This is a genomic window from Martinezella sp. CNPSo 3795 (assembly GCF_057784475.1).
This window is the reverse complement of record NZ_JBXSOQ010000013.1, coordinates 92,729-108,651: the sequence shown is the minus strand read 5'-3', so window position 1 is coordinate 108,651 and position 15,923 is coordinate 92,729. Positions and strand designations below refer to the sequence as shown.

General features: G+C 60.6%; 13 protein-coding genes. 8 read left to right on the top strand and 5 right to left on the bottom strand.

Features of this window, described 5'->3' with window-relative positions; all coding sequences use genetic code 11:
- Positions 1-105: 105 nt before the first annotated feature.
- The 4 genes from AC13QY_RS27470 to AC13QY_RS27455 form a co-directional block, all read right to left on the bottom strand.
- Positions 106-1,128 (bottom strand): glucokinase, encoded by a 1,023-nt coding sequence (locus AC13QY_RS27470; RefSeq protein WP_488494303.1) that lies wholly within the window; start codon positions 1,126-1,128, stop codon positions 106-108.
- Between the two features lie 34 nt (positions 1,129-1,162).
- Complete coding sequence (locus AC13QY_RS27465) at positions 1,163-1,543, bottom strand: methylglyoxal synthase (protein ID WP_113330590.1); 381 nt, start codon at positions 1,541-1,543, stop codon at positions 1,163-1,165.
- A 99-nt stretch (positions 1,544-1,642) separates the two neighbouring features.
- Positions 1,643-2,677: a penicillin-insensitive murein endopeptidase gene (gene mepA, locus AC13QY_RS27460; RefSeq protein WP_488494302.1), complete on the bottom strand. Its 1,035-nt coding sequence runs from the start codon at positions 2,675-2,677 to the stop codon at positions 1,643-1,645.
- Positions 2,678-2,820: 143 nt separating this feature from the next.
- Complete coding sequence (locus tag AC13QY_RS27455; protein ID WP_488494301.1) at positions 2,821-3,390, bottom strand: isochorismatase family protein; 570 nt, start codon at positions 3,388-3,390, stop codon at positions 2,821-2,823.
- 52 nt (positions 3,391-3,442) lie between these two features.
- Between AC13QY_RS27455 and AC13QY_RS27450 the strand changes: the two genes are divergently transcribed.
- From AC13QY_RS27450 to pncB, 7 genes are all read left to right on the top strand, one after another.
- Positions 3,443-4,063, top strand: coding sequence for a TetR/AcrR family transcriptional regulator (locus tag AC13QY_RS27450; RefSeq protein ID WP_269245684.1), 621 nt, complete (start codon positions 3,443-3,445; stop codon positions 4,061-4,063).
- A gap of 109 nt (positions 4,064-4,172) precedes the next feature.
- Positions 4,173-6,011 carry an extracellular solute-binding protein gene (locus AC13QY_RS27445; protein ID WP_488494300.1) on the top strand — a complete coding sequence of 613 codons (1,839 nt, stop codon included), beginning with the start codon at positions 4,173-4,175 and terminating at the stop codon, positions 6,009-6,011.
- Between the two features lie 171 nt (positions 6,012-6,182).
- On the top strand, positions 6,183-7,274 hold the full coding sequence (locus AC13QY_RS27440) for a microcin C ABC transporter permease YejB (protein ID WP_269245682.1): 1,092 nt from the start codon (positions 6,183-6,185) through the stop codon (positions 7,272-7,274).
- A complete protein-coding gene (locus AC13QY_RS27435; protein ID WP_113395902.1) occupies positions 7,274-8,428 on the top strand; it encodes an ABC transporter permease in 1,155 nt (384 codons plus the stop codon). The genes AC13QY_RS27440 and AC13QY_RS27435 overlap by 1 nt, the downstream gene beginning before the upstream one ends.
- Entirely contained in the window at positions 8,425-10,062 is a 1,638-nt protein-coding gene (locus AC13QY_RS27430; protein ID WP_488494299.1) for an ABC transporter ATP-binding protein, read from the top strand. Before AC13QY_RS27435 ends, AC13QY_RS27430 begins: the two co-directional genes overlap by 4 nt.
- Positions 10,063-10,073: 11 nt before the next feature.
- Entirely contained in the window at positions 10,074-11,033 is a 960-nt protein-coding gene (locus AC13QY_RS27425) for a 2-hydroxyacid dehydrogenase (protein WP_269245680.1), read from the top strand.
- 204 nt (positions 11,034-11,237) lie between these two features.
- Complete coding sequence (gene pncB / locus AC13QY_RS27420) at positions 11,238-12,542, top strand: nicotinate phosphoribosyltransferase (RefSeq protein WP_113330599.1); 1,305 nt, start codon at positions 11,238-11,240, stop codon at positions 12,540-12,542.
- A 30-nt stretch (positions 12,543-12,572) separates the two neighbouring features.
- Here pncB and AC13QY_RS27415 read toward each other — a convergent pair whose 3' ends face one another.
- Entirely contained in the window at positions 12,573-13,544 is a 972-nt protein-coding gene (locus AC13QY_RS27415) for a DUF1444 domain-containing protein (RefSeq protein WP_246661904.1), read from the bottom strand.
- 166 nt (positions 13,545-13,710) lie between these two features.
- On the opposite strand from AC13QY_RS27415, the gene AC13QY_RS27410 reads away from it, so the two are divergent.
- The gene (locus AC13QY_RS27410; RefSeq protein ID WP_113330600.1) at positions 13,711-15,897 is read left to right on the top strand and encodes a mechanosensitive ion channel family protein; all 2,187 of its coding nucleotides are present in this window, start codon (positions 13,711-13,713) and stop codon (positions 15,895-15,897) included.
- Positions 15,898-15,923: the final 26 nt, after the last annotated feature.

Sequence of the window (15,923 nt, the reverse complement as noted above, 5' to 3'; positions counted from 1 at the left end):
GTTAAGGCCGATCGCGGAGCCGAGCCCATTATAGAGGAAGGTGGCCCCTGTAAAAAGACATGGCGCATCGGTGTTTCGGCGCGCCATGAGCTGTTTGACAAGCGGTCAACGCCGCCAGCGACGGCCTTCTGTCGCAAGACCGAAGTTTGTCGGCTTGCGGGCATAGGTCGCAAGGCCGGAAAGCGCTGCCAGCGGATTGACGACAACATGGGTCGGGATCGTCTTCATCAGTTCCGTGTGCGGCGCCTTGTCCTCGAAGGCGGCGCGGAATTCCGGCTTCTGCAGCGCCGGCAGGATCTTCTGCGGAATGCCGCCGGAAAGATAGACGCCGCCGCGCGCCATGAAGATCATGGCGATATCGCCGGCGACACGGCCGAGATAGGTGACGAACAGCGTCAGCGTCTCCTCGGCCTGCCTGTTGGTGCCGGCAAGCGCGTGGTTGGTGATGTCAGCCGGCTCCTTCAGGCTCGGTTCGATGCCGTCAGCTGCGCAGATCGCATGATAAATATTCTGGAGGCCGCGGCCGCAGATCACCTGTTCGGCGGAGATGCGGCCTTCGATGGGTTCCAGATGCGGCCAGATCTGCAGGTCGCGTTCCGTGCGCGGCCCGAGATCGATATGGCCGCCTTCGCCTGGCACCGGCACCCACTGATGCTGGGTATGGACAAGACCGCCGACGCCAAGACCGGTGCCCGGCCCGAGTACGGCACGCGATGCAACCGCGTTACCGGATGCTTTGCCGATAGTCTGGCGATGCTCGTCGGAAATCTCGGCGATCGCGAGCGCCTGCGCCTCGAAGTCGTTGATGACGAGCACGTCCTCGATGCCGAGATTGGCGATCATCGTCTTCGGACGGATCACCCAATCGCAATTGGTCAACGGAATCTCGTCACCCTGCACGGGACCTGCCATGGCAAGAATTGCCGAGCGGGGCCGAACCTTGCTGTTTTCGAGGGCGAGCTTGATCGCATCGTCGATCGTGGCGAAATTCGCCGTCTGCACGACCGGAAAATGCTCCTGTTCGGAGTCCGCATCGACGAGGATGGAGAAACGCGCATTGGTGCCGCCGATATCGCCGATCAGGATTGGGAAAGGCAAGGGGGCATCGCTGTGATTGAGCTCGGGCATGGCCAGGTCCGTGGTCTGCCGCCGGCAAGGCGGATTAATGGTTCAGGGTTTTGATCAGCCGCTCGGCAGTGGATTCGTTGAGCGCCATCGGAATGTCGTAGAGAACGGCAAGCCGCGTCAATGCCTTCACGTCGACGTCGTGCGGCATGGGGGTGAGGGGATCGATGAAGAAGACGAGCATATCGATCTCGCCGGTGGCGATGAGCGCGCCGATCTGCTGGTCGCCACCGAGCGGGCCGCTTTTCAGCCGGGTGACCTTGAGGTCCGGGCAGGCATCCAGCACGCGGCCGCCTGTCGTGCCCGTGGCGACGATGTTCCAATCGGCAAGGGCGGCTTCGTTACGCCGCGCAAATTCTGCCATCGCATCTTTTTTCTGATCATGCGCGATCAATGCGATGCATTTGCTGCCGGCCATGAAATCCTTGCTCCGCTCGATGTTTTCAATCGATTTACCCGCCTTCTATACCAAGGGGGCGCGTTTTGAAAGACGCCTCCGGCAAGGACGGTGCAGGACCTATTGCTGCGGAATCTGACCGGGCAGCATATCGCCCGAAACCGGCATTGTGTCCGTCTCCACTGAAACGTCGGCAGCTTTCGCGCCGGAGGCGGCGGGGCGTGCGGAAGCAATCGAAGGTGCCGCCAATACGGCCTGGCAGGCCTTGGGCAGATCGGCAACCATGACTTCGCGCGGCTTTTGGGGCGGCTTGTCGCTGGGCTTCGGCTTGGCCCAAGGCTCAGGCCCGAACCACCAGGCGAGCGACTTGTCGCAGCCATCGCCGGAGGCGACCGGCGCCTGCCCTGTGCAGCCGACGGAGCCTGCGGGGCAGCGGAGACGGATATGGAAATGCGAGTCGTGCCCGTATTCCGGGCGCAGCTTGCCGAGGTTGGTGCGATCACCTGTCCATGTCTCGCACATCTTCTTCTTGATCGCCGGGTTGACGAAGATGCGCTCGACCTCCGGATAGCTCGCCGCGCGCATCAAGAGGCGGGCATGCGCCGGGGTCCAGACCTTGTCGTTGATCGTCAGGAACTTGTCCTTGGCGAGCATCGTGGTGAAAGGCAGGGCTTCGCGCTCTTCCGCCGTCATCTTCCGTCGCGGCATCGGCGTCAGCCAGACGTCGGCGTCGAGGCCGATCTGATGCGAGGCATGGCCGTTGATCATTGGGCCGCCGCGCGGCTGCGAGATATCGCCGACGAGCAGACCCGGCCAGCCGTCATTCCTGGCTGCATCGCGCGATAGGCGCTCGAGCAGGCCGATCGTCTCCGGTCGTCCCCAACGACGATTGCGCGACAGGCGCATCGCCTGCCATGTCGGGCCGTCCGCGGGCAGGGCGACCGCGCCCGCGAGGCAGCCCTTGGCATAGAAGCCGATCGATTGCGGCGGTCCCTGCGTCGGCAGCGTCACGGCGCCGAAAACAGCCTTGGCGCTGCCGGGGGAAGGGGTGGCCTGCTGCGCCAGCGCATCGCCGGCGACAAGGCCCATCCCGATCGAGGTGGCGAGAGAGAATTTGCCGATCGTTCGAAAGGCGCGAGCCAGAAGTGAAGCCATGCATATCCTTGAAAGGCGGTCGGCATTAGCCGAAGTGATTTGCCGTGAGACTATCCTGAAACAGGATGGAAGTGAATCCGCGCCAATCACGGATGGCCACCGGTCGGCCGCCTTTGCTTGCATAGACCTTTGCTTCGGATGGATCAGTTCGCCAGGATTTCCGCCGTCTTGCGGATACGCGACAGCCGCGGCAAGACCTTCGTGCAGGCGAAATCCTGCATGTCCTGCGAGAAGGTCGTCACCGCATCTTCGGCAACAATGACGGCGTAGTTTGCCGCGAAGGCATCGCGCACGGTTGCTTCGACACCGAAATTGGTGGCGACTCCGGTCAGGATCAGCGTCCTGACGCCGCGACGGCGAAGCTGCAGGTCCAGTTCCGTGCCGTAAAAGGCGCTCCACTGGCGCTTGACGATGGCGACATTGGGCGTCAGCGCTGCCATCTCGGCCGGAGCCTCGAGCGCGGCCGGCGGTAAACCTCCTGGGGGAAGCGCAAAGCTTTCGTCTGTCGGCTGATTGACAGCATCGGCATAGTCTGCGGAAAATCCAACCGTCACGAAAACGGTGGTTCCGCCATCGGCCTTCAGTTTGTTTGCGATGGCGACCGTATTGGTGACGATCTGCTGGGCGGAGTAGGGCGCGAGCGGGCGGCTGAGGACGAGGCCTTGCAGGTCGATAGAAACGAGAGCGGTAGTTTTGGGGTCGTAAAGTGACATCGGGCGGTAGCTCCATAAAATATGAGGATATCCTCACAATGGAAATATGAGGATGGCCTCACAAAAATCAAGTGAAGAATTGAAGACGCGCACGCCGAAGCGGCAGCGCGGCCATGATCGTGTCGTCATACTGCTGGAGGCGGCCGCAAAGGTTTTCGCGCGCAAGGGCTATGAGGCGGCAACGATGACGGAGATTGCGGCCGAGGCAAATTCCTCTATCGGCTCGCTCTATCAGTTCTTCCCGACCAAGCCCCTGCTTGCCGAAGCACTGCATATCGAACGCCTGGAGCGATTGAAGGCCGGGCTTCGAGGTATAGCCGAGCGGAGCACCGGCCTTTCCGCTGCCGATAGCGGCGAGGCGATCTTCCATGCGCTCGGTGCTTTCATGGAGGAATATCCGGAGTTTTCGGTACTGGCCAGTCGCCGTGATATTCCCAGGGAGCGCAAGGCGCGCTCACGGGCAGAGCTGAAGGAGCTGATCGCCGGCATCCTGCAGCAGGCGCAGCCGCCGATATCGGACGATATCGCGCTGATGTCGGGTATCGTGCTCGAACTGCTTCGCATCGTCGTCGCCGTCGCCGCCGAGCCCGATGCTGCCGAGGATCGCCGCGTCGCCGGCGAATTGCGGCTGATGTTGCGCAAACGTCTTGAAGAAGCTGCGGCAAAGGGTTGATTCCCGGAGACAGTCTTCGGCCTCTTTACAAAGAGGTGCGTTATTGAGTCCTGTTTTTTGCCCTCATTTGCCTTATGCTGATTCTCCAGAAATCATCGGGAGATCATGAATGGCGTTGTCGCGGTTGAAAGCAGGCTTGGTCGTTTCTCTTTTTTGCCTGCTGGCAATGCCTCTAGCCACGAAAGCCGAAGAGCCGCAATTCCGCATCGGCACAGCCATTCTCGGCGACTTGAAATATCAGCCCGGCTTCAAGCATTTCGATTATGTCAATCCGGATGCGCCGAAAGGCGGGGAGCTTAAACTTTCGGACGAGGGCACGTTCGACACGCTCAATCCGGTGCTGTTTAAGGGCAACCCCGTTAGCGGATTGTCAATGGTTTTCGATACGCTGATGAAGTCGTCCAATGACGAGGTTGCCATCTCCTATGGCTTGCTTGCCGAGGGTGTCTCCTATCCCGATGACATATCGAGCGCGACCTTCCGCTTGCGCGCCGAGGCGAAATGGGCCGACGGCACACCAGTAACTCCCGATGATGTGGTTTTCAGTTTCGATCGCACCAAGGAGCTCAATCCTCTCGCGACCAGTATCTATTCCCACGTGACGCGAGCCGAAAAGACGGGTGACAGGGACGTCACCTTCTACTTCAATGAAAAGAACAATCGCGAACTTCCTTTTATTGCCGGCCAGCTGCTGATCGTGCCGAAACATTGGTGGGAGAGCGCCGGCGCCGATGGAAAGCCGCGCGATATCTCCCGCACAACACTCGAGCCAGTCATGGGATCCGGACCGTATAAGATCGTCTCCGTGCAGCCAGGATCGTCAATCCGATATGAACTGCGAGATGACTATTGGGGCAAGAACCTGCCAGTCAATATCGGCCAGAATAACTTCGGGACGGTTTCCTACACCTACTACGCCGATAAGGATGTGGAATTCGAAGCCTTTCGCGGCGGGAATACGGATTTCTGGCGGGACCAGTCGGCAAGCCACTGGGTGACCGCGTACGACTTTCCCGCCGCCAAGGACGGCCGCATCAAGCGCGATGAACTGCCCAACTCGCTGCGTTCGGTCGGCATCATGCAGGCGATGGTGCTCAATCTCCGGCGCGATCAGTTCAAGGATCAGCGTGTACGTGAGGCGCTGAACTACGCCTATGACTTCGAGGAGATGAACAGGGCGCTTGCCTTTGGCCAGCTGAGCCGCGTCAACTCTTTCTTTTTCGGCACCGAGCTTGCCTCTTCAGGGCTGCCCACGGGCGAGGAATTGAATATCCTCAACAGCGTCAAGGATAAGGTGCCGCCTGAAGTCTTCACCACCCCCTACACCAATCCGGTAGGCGGCGACGCGCAGAAGGCGCGCGACAATCTGCGCAAGGCGATCGCGCTTTTCAAGGAGGCCGGTTATGTGTTGAAGGGCAATCGCATGGTCAACGAAAAGACCGGCCAGCCCTTCACGATGGAAATCCTGCTCGGCAGTCCTTCGCTGGAAAGATCAAACCTGCCCTACGTTCAGAACCTGCGCCGCATTGGCATCGATGCGACCCTCAGAACGGTCGATTCATCGCAATACATCAATCGCATTCGCAGCTTCGACTATGATGCGACCTGGAACGTGTGGGGCACGGCGCTGCCGCCCGGCAGCGAACAGATCGATTACTGGGGTTCGGCATCGGCAAACCGCCAAGGCTCTCGCAACTACGCCGGCATTTCCGATCCGGGTGTCGATATATTGATCGGTAAGCTTGTCTCTGCCGCGACCCTCGAAGAAAAGACTGCTGCCGCCAAGGCGCTTGATCGCGTACTCCTCGCCCACCACTACGTTGTCCCGTTGTTTTATGGGACGACGAACAAGATCGCCTATTGGGACAAATTCGAGCATCTGCCCGAGCTGCCCTATTACTCGATCGGCTTTCCCGATGTCTGGTGGTCGAAAAGCGCCGGAAAGTGAGCCTCTCTTGCAATGAGGGGCTCGCTGGCTCCAAATGCTCGAGGCTGATTCGGATGGTTTCAAGCTGAAATTATTGCGCCGGTCTCGATCCGGCGGAAGGGACTATGATTTGATCGACGGACGGATTGAGACGAGGCGGAACATACCCCTCTTCGAGGGAGCGGCGGGCTAATGGGCGCTTATATCCTGCGACGTCTCCTGCTGATGATCCCGACCATTGTCGGGATCATGGCGATTTCCTTCACCATCGTGCAGTTTGCGCCAGGCGGTCCAGTCGAGCAGGTCATCGCGCAGTTGACCGGGCAGGGCGACAATGCCAACGGTCGCCTTTCCGGCGGCACCGACACGCTGGCCCAGCAATCCCTAGATGACAGCAGCTCGAAATATCGTGGCGCGCAGGGGCTCGATCCGGAGCTGATCGCCAAGCTCGACAAGCAGTTTGGCTTCGACAAGCCGCCGCTCGAGCGCTTCGGCCAGATGATGTGGAACTATATCCGCTTCGATTTCGGCGAGAGCTTTTTCCGCAATACCACCGTTATCGACCTCATCGCCCAGAAGCTGCCGGTGTCGATCTCGCTCGGCATCTGGATCCTGATCTTCTCCTATGCCATTTCCATTCCGCTCGGCATCCGCAAGGCGGTGCAGGACGGATCGACCTTCGATGTCTGGACGTCGGGCATCATCATCGTCGGCTATGCCGTCCCGAGCTTCCTGTTCGGCATCATGCTGATCGTGCTCTTTGCCGGCGGCTCCTTCTTCGACTGGTTTCCGCTGCGCGGCCTCGTCTCGGATAATTTCGCCGATCTCAGCTGGTGGCAGAAGATCCTCGATTATCTCTGGCATCTGGTGCTGCCGCTGATTTCGCTGTCGCTCGCCGCCTTCGCCACCACGACGCTGCTCACGAAGAATTCCTTCATCGAAGAGATCAAGAAGCAATATGTCATCACCGCCCGCGCCAAGGGTCTTTCCGAACGGCGCGTGCTCTATGGCCATGTCTTCCGCAATGCCATGCTCATTGTCATTGCCGGCTTTCCCGGCGCCTTCATCTCCGCCTTCTTCACCGGTTCGCTGCTGATCGAGAATATCTTCTCGCTCGATGGCCTGGGGCGCCTGAGCTATCTCTCTGTCGTCCAGCGCGACTATCCCGTTGTGTTTGCCACGCTTTTCATCTTCTCGCTGCTCGGCCTCGTCGTCAGCCTCGTCTCCGACCTCATCTACACTTGGATCGATCCGCGCATCGACTTCGAACGGAGGGACGTGTGATGGATGCAGCCAATCAGCAGACGCTATCGACCACGGTGAAGCCGCCGCGCAAGGGACTGTTCTCGCCGACCAATGTGCGCCGCTGGGAGAACTTCAAGGCAAACCGCCGCGGCTACTGGTCGCTCTGGATCTTCCTGGTCCTGTTCGTCGTCAGCCTCGGCGCGGAGTTCATCGTCAACGACCGGCCGATCCTCGTCTCCTATAAGGGCGAGATCCTGGCGCCGGTCTTCGTCGATTATCCGGAAGAGAAGTTCGGCGGCTTCCTGGCGCAGACGGATTATCGCGCCCCGGATATCCAGGATGAGATCAATGCCCATGGCTGGATGATCTGGCCGCCGATCCATTATTCCTATCAGACCGCCAATTCCAACCTTCCCACAGGAATGTCGGCGCCGACGCCGCCTTTCTGGGCGATGAGCAAGGAGACACGCTGCTCGGGCTATCCTGGCGGTATCGCCGATCCGAATTGCAACTGGAGCAATTTTAATTGGCTCGGCACCGACGATCAGGCGCGAGACGTGCTCGCACGCCTGATCTACGGCTTCCGCATCTCTGTACTGTTCGGCCTGGCGCTCACCATCTGCTCGGCAGTCGTCGGCGTCTGCGCCGGTGCGATTCAGGGCTATTTCGGTGGCTGGACCGATCTTCTGATGCAGCGTTTCATCGAAATCTGGTCGTCCATGCCGGTGCTCTATATCCTGCTGATCATCGCCTCGGTGCTGCCGCCGGGCTTCTTCATCCTGCTCGGCATATTGCTGCTGTTTTCCTGGGTCGGTCTCGTCGGCGTGGTGCGCGCTGAATTCCTGCGGGCGCGTAATTTCGAATATGTGCGCGCCGCCCGCGCGCTCGGCGTCAACAACCGCACCATCATGTATCGACACCTGCTGCCGAATGCGATGGTCGCGACGCTGACCTTCGTTCCCTTCATCCTGTCGGGTTCGATCACCACCCTGACCTCGCTGGATTTCCTGGGCTTCGGCATGCCGCCCGGCTCGCCGTCGCTGGGTGAAATGATCGCCCAGGGCAAATCCAATCTGCAGGCTCCCTGGCTGGGGCTCTCGGCCTTCTTCACCATGTCGATCATGCTGTCGCTGCTGATTTTCATCGGCGAGGCCGTGCGCGACGCCTTCGATCCGAGGAAGACGTTCCGATGAGCGAAAATTCCACTCCGCTGCTGTCAGTCCGCAATCTCTCCGTCGCCTTTCATCAGGGCGGGCAGACCTCGATCGCCGTCGATGGCGTCTCCTTCGATATCCGCATGGGCGAGGTCGTGGCGCTGGTCGGCGAATCCGGCTCCGGCAAGTCGGTTTCGGCCAATTCGATCCTGAAGCTCTTGCCCTATCCGGCCGCAAGCCACCCTTCCGGCGAGATCCTGTTCAAGGGCAAGGACCTCTTGAAGGCATCGGACAACGAGCTGCGCGCCGTGCGCGGCAACGATATCACGATGATCTTCCAGGAGCCGATGACCTCGCTCAATCCGCTCCACACCATCGAGCGGCAGATCAGCGAAATCCTGGCGTTGCATCAGGGCATGGTGGGTGAGGTCGCTCGCAACCGCACGCTGGAACTTTTGAATCAGGTCGGCATCCGCGAGCCGGAAAAGCGGCTCAAGGCCTATCCGCATGAACTGTCCGGCGGCCAGCGCCAGCGCGTGATGATCGCCATGGCGCTTGCCAACCGCCCCGAACTCCTGATCGCCGACGAGCCGACGACGGCGCTCGACGTGACCGTGCAGGCACAGATCCTCGAACTCCTGCGCGAGCTCAAGGGTGCGCATGGCATGTCGATGCTGTTCATCACCCACGATCTCGGCATCGTCCGCAAATTCGCCGACCGCGTCTGCGTGATGACCAAGGGCAAGATCGTGGAGACCGGCACGGTGGAGGATGTCTTCACGCGGCCGCAGCATGATTATACCCGCCATCTGCTGGCGGCAGAGCCGCGTGGTGAACCGCCGGCGAGCGATACGAACAAGCCCGTGGTCATGGAAGGCAGCGACATTCGCGTCTGGTTCCCGATCAAGGCCGGCTTCATGCGTAAGGTCGTCGACCATGTGAAGGCGGTCGATGGCATCGATCTGAAGCTGCGCGCTGGCCAGACGCTCGGCGTCGTCGGCGAATCCGGCTCAGGCAAGACCACGCTCGGCCTCGCGCTCGCCCGGCTTATTTCCTCCAAGGGCCGTATCGCCTTCGTCGGCAAGGATATAGCCGGCTATTCGTTTCGCGAAATGCGGCCGCTGCGCAATCAGCTGCAGGTGGTCTTCCAGGATCCTTATGGATCGCTCAGCCCGCGCATGTCGGTCGGCGAGATCATTGCCGAGGGGCTCAAGGTACATGAGCGGTCGCTTTCGGCCGATGAGCGCGACAAGCGCGTCTGCTGGGCGCTGGAGGAGGTCGGCCTCGACCCCTCCACGCGCTGGCGCTTCCCGCATGAATTCTCCGGCGGCCAGCGTCAGCGCATCGCCATCGCCCGGGCCATGGTCTTGAAGCCGCGCTTCGTCATGCTCGACGAGCCCACCTCGGCGCTCGACATGAGCGTGCAGGCGCAGGTGGTCGATTTGCTGCGTGACCTGCAGCAGAAGCACGATCTAGCCTATCTCTTCATCAGCCACGACCTGAAGGTGGTGAAGGCGCTCGCCAACGAGCTGATCGTCATGCGCTTCGGCAAGGTCGTAGAGCAGGGCGCATCCGCCGATATTTTCCGGGCGCCGAAAGAGGATTACACCAGGGCGCTTCTCGCTGCCGCCTTTAACATCGAGGCGGTGCCAACCTCCGCCATCCAGCAATAGAGACCACCATCATGCCGGCCAAAAGCCCCGTTCTCGTCGACCTCAAATTCAACCCCGAGACCGTCGCCAGGGCACTCGAAACTGCTTTTGCCGATCGCGGCAGCATCAATCTCGCTGACCCCGCCAGCAAGGGGCTGGATCTGAGGCATGTCGACTACGCGCTGCTGTGGAAGCCGGGTGCCGATCTTTTCGAGCGCGCGCCCAATCTCAAGGTCATCTTCTCGGGCGGCGCCGGCGTCGATTCCATGATGTCGATTGCTGGCCTGCCCGATATTCCGATGGTCCGTTTCGTGGATCGCAGTCTCACGACGCGGATGAGCGAATGGGTGGTGATGCAGTGCCTGATGCATCTGCGCGACGTGCAGGGGCATTTCAGGAATCAGCGACAGCACGTCTGGGCGCCGCAGCATGGTCCGGAAGCTGCCGACGTCACCGTCGGCGTCATGGGCCTCGGTGTTCTCGGCTGCGATGCAGCCGCGAAATTGAAAGTTATGGGCTTCAACGTCATCGGCTGGTCCCGCAGCAAGAAAGAGATCGACGGTATGGAAACCTTCGATGCCGCCGGGCTGGATGCGTTTCTGGCACGTACCGACATTCTCGTCGGCCTGCTGCCGCTGACGGCAGAGACGACGGGAATTTACAACGCTTCGCTCTTTTCCAAGCTGCATCGCAACGGCCCGCTCGGCAAGCCGATCTTCATCAATGCCGGCCGCGGCAAGAGCCAGGTTGCGGCCGATATCGCTTCGGCTGTTCGCACCGGCGTCCTCGGCGGCGCCTCGCTCGATGTCTTCGCCGTCGAGCCTCTGGCTGCGGACGATCCGCTTTGGGACCTGGAAAATGTCATCATTACGCCGCATGATTCCGCCGTGTCTGACGAAAAGGCACTGATGCGCTACGTCGAGGAGCAGATCGCCTGCTTCGAACGCGGCGAACCGCTGCAGCATCTGGTAGATCGCGGTCGGGGTTACTAAGTCTATCTTCGGATGGCGGTGGTCGGGGCCTTATGCCTCGGCTGGCGCCGGCAAAATGCGACCCATTTGCCCTGGTATCAATTTTCTTTCAGCGACTGGACTTTCGCTCAACATTTTTTGATAACAGGGCGCTACAACCGCATGCCGGCACGCCGCTGGCGAAAAGCATGACGTCCGCAGGGCAGGAGACGGGGCAGGAACGACATGACCAAGACGGATATCGCCACCCGCGTCTATAACCATACTTGGAAGCTTGATCCGATCATCCGCAGCCTGATCGACACGGATTTCTACAAGCTCCTCATGCTGCAGATGATCTGGAAGCTCTATCCGGATGTCGATGCCACCTTCTCGCTTATCAATCGCACCAAGAGCGTCCGCCTCGCAGAAGTGATCGACGAAAAGGAATTGCGTGAGCAGCTCGACCATGCCCGCACGCTCCGCCTCTCCAAGAAGGAGATGATCTGGCTGGCGGGTAACAGTTTCTACGGCCGCGCCCAGATCTTCGAACCGGAATTCCTCGCCTGGCTGTCGAATTTCCAGCTGCCGGAATACGAGCTATCGAAGCGCGACGGCCAGTATATTCTCGATTTCCACGGCTCGTGGAAGGAGACGACGATGTGGGAGATCCCCGCGCTCGCCATCATCAACGAGCTTCGTTCGCGTACGGCGTTGAAGGCGCTTGGCCCCTTCACGCTCGATGTGCTGTATGCCCGCGCCAAGGCCAAGATGTGGGAGAAGGTGGAGCGGCTGCGCGAGCTGCCGGGCCTGCGCATTTCCGATTTCGGCACCCGCCGGCGCCATAGCTTCCTCTGGCAGCGTTGGTGCGTGGAGGCGCTGAAGGAAGGAGTGGGCAACGCCTTCACCGGCACGAGCAACGTGCTGCTCGCCATGGATTCCGATCTCGAAGCCGTCGGCACCAATGCGCATGAGCTGCCGATGGTCGCCGCAGCACTTGCGAAAAATGACGAAGAGCTCGGCAAGGCGCCCTACAAGGTGCTGCGTGACTGGAACCGCCTCTATGGCGGCAATCTGCTCGTCGTGCTGCCCGATGCCTTCGGCACGGCTTCCTTCCTGCGCAACGCACCGGAATGGGTGGCCGACTGGACCGGCTTCCGCCCCGACAGCGCCCCGCCGATCGAAGGCGGCGAGAAGATCATCGAATGGTGGAAGAAGATGGGCCGCGATCCCCGCCAGAAGCTGCTGATCTTCTCCGATGGCCTCGATGTCGATGCCATCATCGACACCTACAAGCATTTCGACGGTCGAGTCCGCATGAGTTTTGGTTGGGGCACCAACCTTACCAACGATTTCGCCGGCTGCGCGCCCACCGAACTCAAGGGCCTCAATCCTATTTCGATCGTCTGCAAGGTCATCGAGGCAAATGGCCGACCGGCCGTGAAGCTCTCGGACAATCCTCAGAAGGCGACGGGCGAGCCTGCGGAAGTCGAGCGTTATCTGAAGTTCTTCGGTGCAGAGGATCGCGTCGATCAGGAAGTGCTGGTTTAAGGCGTTTTCCGTCCGCAATGCGTAAAAGGTCTAGTGGCGGATCGCCGCTTCCATCCGGGCGACACGGCGAAATAGCGTCCAGCGGCCATTTTCCCAGCGATATTGATCCGGCGAAATAACGTAGGGCACGTCGCTGAGATCGGCGCTGATCAGCTCCAGAAGCTGCAGGCCCTCGATATCGTTCTCATGCGTGAAGAACACCTTGTCGCGCGACAGGAAGGCGGCGATCGGCGCGGCGCCGCCGGATTGCTCCTGCACCTGCGCCCAGAAATTCGGCAGGAACGCAATGCTGGACTCGAACTGGCCGTCCACCTCGACATATTGGAACCGGCTGCGTTTGGCGATCTGAACGCCGGTCTTGGCAAGGAATTTCTGCAGGTTGGCCTGTGCCGTTTCGGCGAGTTCTCGGACATCGATGCCCCAGTCGTCGAGTGCTTCGGCCATCACGTAGTTGACCGTCGTCTCGCCGTTGACGACGAAGAGCTTGATCAGGTTTTCGGCCTCGTCGAGGTAGACGAATTGCGGCGGATTGGGCTCGTCCTTGGCGGCCTGCATCATCTGCTGCCGCGCAACCTCGACGAAATCGCGCGCTTTCAGGACCGGCAGGACCTTGGCGAGCTCGCCGCTGTCGACCATGGCTTCCGTCATGTTGAGATAGTTGAGGAGCGCCTGCGCGCGTGCCGGCCCGCGCTTTTCGCGCAGCGCCAGCAGCGCATTGCTCAGGAATTTCGTCATCGTATCGCCGTTGCGGCTGTGCAGCGTCAGACTGCCGGCGGCAGCATCGTAATCGACGCGGATCAGATCTCCGAAGAACGGCAGGCGTTCCTGCAGATAGGCGGCAAAGGCTGCTTCATCCTGCAAAGCTTCGTCGGGAATGTTGAGATCGAGGGTTTTGGCAACGGCCGCGCTCTCTGGCTCCTGCATCGGATAGGGTTGGCCGGGGCGCATTTCCGCGCGCTTGCCTCTGCCGAAGAGCCTTTTCAGGAAATTGAACACGCGCATCCCCGAGTACCGAACGGTATTGCTGTAGAACCTAGCGCGGCAGCCGTTGCGGGGCAATGGCGGTATGATGGGGGTGGGGGCCGTAAGTGCCTGCTTGCCCGTACAAAAAACGCGTATAGTCTGCAGGAGCGGGCCGAATGGTCAGATTGCGGGAAGGGCAGCGCAGATGAGAAATGTCGGGGGCGGCAGGTGGACGATCGGAGGCCTGTTTTTTTGTCTTTTTGCATTGGCTGCACCTGTGACTGCGTTCGCGCAGAATGCCGCTGCCCCACAGCCGGCCGCCCCGCCGCCCGACAAGGTTCGCGAGCTGATCCAGCTGATGAACGAGCCGGATGTCAGGCAATGGCTTACTGCGCAGCTCAATAGTCAACCGACACCCGCCAGCGATAAACCCGCAACCATCAGCGATCCGACGCCGACCGACGGCAATCAGATGTCGGTTCTATCAGGCATGCTCGGCCATACGCGGCATCACCTTGAGCTGGTCTCCGGCGCTGCGATGACGTTGCCCTACGAGGTCATGACCGCATCGGAAAAGCTGGAAGGCGAAGGCAAGTCGGTCGGCCTCGTACGCATCATCATTCAGATTGTCCTGCTCTTCTTCCTGGGGTTGGCGGCCGAACTCGCCGTTGCACGCTTCATCAACACCAGGCATATGCAGCGCACCGAGAGGGCTGCCGGTACCGAGACGGAACTGCAGGCAGCGCGCTTCCAGTTTCTGGGCGGTGTCGTGCCCGCCATCATCCATGGCCTGGTGACGCTCGTTCCGCTTCTTGCCTTCGATTGGCCGCCAGCCATTGAAAATTTTGCTATCGCTTGCGTCATTGCGATGGTGTCGATCAGGCTGGCGATCTCCATCGGCAAGCTTGTCATGGAATTGATAGCGATGCGTCGCGCCAACGACGTTCTGGATGAGGACGGCGGTGCCGCCCGCATCGCCGAACGGCGGCGCGTCGCATCCTATTGGTATCGACGCTGCACGCTGTTTGCTATCTATTTTGCCTGCGGCTGGGCGATCATACAGGCCGTCACGTCGCTGGACTTTTCTGTCGGGGCGCGCGACCTCATCGGCTACACCCTCGGCATCGGTCTGTTTCTGATCGCCACGGCTGCCGTGTGGTCCAGGCCGCTTCCACCGGAAAAGCGGGGGGCGAAGACGGTTTCCTGGCTCCTGACGATTTTCTTCGCGGCGCTATGGTGTCTCTGGGTGGCCGGTTTTGATGGCCTTTTGTGGCTCGGCATCTATGCGATATTGCTGCCGCGCGTCCTCTCGGTATCGACGAAGGCGATCGAAGCCCTGCATGATGCCGCCGACGGCATCTTCGGTACCGGCAAGATCGCGGCCGTGTTGCTCGACCGCGGCTTGCGGGCGCTGATCATTACCTTTGCGGCTTTATGGCTCGGCCACATGCTGGGGGTCGAGGCGCATGCGATGATGAGTGGCAGCGAATCGAATGTCGGCCGCATCGCTCGCGGCATTCTCGGCGGCATCATCATCCTCCTGGTTGCCGATCTCGTCTGGCAGCTGGCAAAAACCTATATCGACGGCAAAGTCATGCAATCCCTGCCGGCCGCCGGCGAATCGGATGAGATGAGAGCGAGCCGCGCCCGGCTGCAGACGCTGCTTCCGATCTTCCGCAACATTCTTGCCGTCGTCATCGGCATCATTGCGGTCATGATGGTGCTGTCGGGCCTCGGCGTTCAGATCGGGCCGCTGATCGCCGGCGCCGGCGTTGTCGGCGTCGCGGTCGGCTTCGGCGCACAGACCATCGTCAAGGATGTCATCAGCGGCATCTTCTACCTCTGGGACGATGCCTTCCGTATCGGCGAATATATCGAAAGCGGCCATTACAAGGGCGTGGTGGAATCCTTCAGCCTGCGTTCGGTCAAGCTGCGCCACCAGCGCGGCCCGCTGGCGACGATCCCCTTCGGTTCGCTCGGTGCGGTCAACAACATGAACCGCGACTGGGCAATCGATAAGATCATCGTCAAGGTGACCTACGATACGGATCTCGTGAAACTGAAGCGCATTATCAAGGATATCGGCCAGCGCCTGCTCGACGACGAGGAGCTGAAACCGAGCATCATCCAGACGCTGAAGATGAAGGGTGTCGAGCAGTTCGGCGATTTCGCGATCGAGATCAGGCTGGCCATCACCGCCAAGCCCGACGAGCTCTCCGTCATCCGCCGCAGCGCGCTGGCCTTGATCAAGCAGTCCTTCGACGAGAACGGCATCCAGTTCGCCTTCCCCACCGTGCAGGTGGCAAGCGACAAGGACGCCGCTGCCGCCGCTGCCCGGCAGCTCATCGAGATGCGGGCTGCAAACGTGGATGGCGCGCAGCAGGCGAGCTAGAGCAATTCCAGCAAAAGTGCAAAGCG

Excerpts from the sequence above, each read along its gene's own strand:
- AC13QY_RS27470 (WP_488494303.1), bottom strand. The coding sequence starts at position 1,128 with ATGCCCGAGCTCAATCACAGCGATGCCCCCTTGCCTTTCCCAATCCTG.
- AC13QY_RS27465 (WP_113330590.1), bottom strand. The coding sequence starts at position 1,543 with ATGGCCGGCAGCAAATGCATCGCATTGATCGCGCATGATCAGAAAAAA.
- mepA (WP_488494302.1), bottom strand. The coding sequence starts at position 2,677 with ATGGCTTCACTTCTGGCTCGCGCCTTTCGAACGATCGGCAAATTCTCT.
- AC13QY_RS27455 (WP_488494301.1), bottom strand. The coding sequence starts at position 3,390 with ATGTCACTTTACGACCCCAAAACTACCGCTCTCGTTTCTATCGACCTG.
- AC13QY_RS27450 (WP_269245684.1), top strand. The coding sequence starts at position 3,443 with ATGGCCTCACAAAAATCAAGTGAAGAATTGAAGACGCGCACGCCGAAG.
- AC13QY_RS27445 (WP_488494300.1), top strand. The coding sequence starts at position 4,173 with ATGGCGTTGTCGCGGTTGAAAGCAGGCTTGGTCGTTTCTCTTTTTTGC.
- AC13QY_RS27440 (WP_269245682.1), top strand. The coding sequence starts at position 6,183 with ATGGGCGCTTATATCCTGCGACGTCTCCTGCTGATGATCCCGACCATT.
- AC13QY_RS27435 (WP_113395902.1), top strand. The coding sequence starts at position 7,274 with ATGGATGCAGCCAATCAGCAGACGCTATCGACCACGGTGAAGCCGCCG.
- AC13QY_RS27430 (WP_488494299.1), top strand. The coding sequence starts at position 8,425 with ATGAGCGAAAATTCCACTCCGCTGCTGTCAGTCCGCAATCTCTCCGTC.
- AC13QY_RS27425 (WP_269245680.1), top strand. The coding sequence starts at position 10,074 with ATGCCGGCCAAAAGCCCCGTTCTCGTCGACCTCAAATTCAACCCCGAG.
- pncB (WP_113330599.1), top strand. The coding sequence starts at position 11,238 with ATGACCAAGACGGATATCGCCACCCGCGTCTATAACCATACTTGGAAG.
- AC13QY_RS27415 (WP_246661904.1), bottom strand. The coding sequence starts at position 13,544 with ATGCGCGTGTTCAATTTCCTGAAAAGGCTCTTCGGCAGAGGCAAGCGC.
- AC13QY_RS27410 (WP_113330600.1), top strand. The coding sequence starts at position 13,711 with ATGAGAAATGTCGGGGGCGGCAGGTGGACGATCGGAGGCCTGTTTTTT.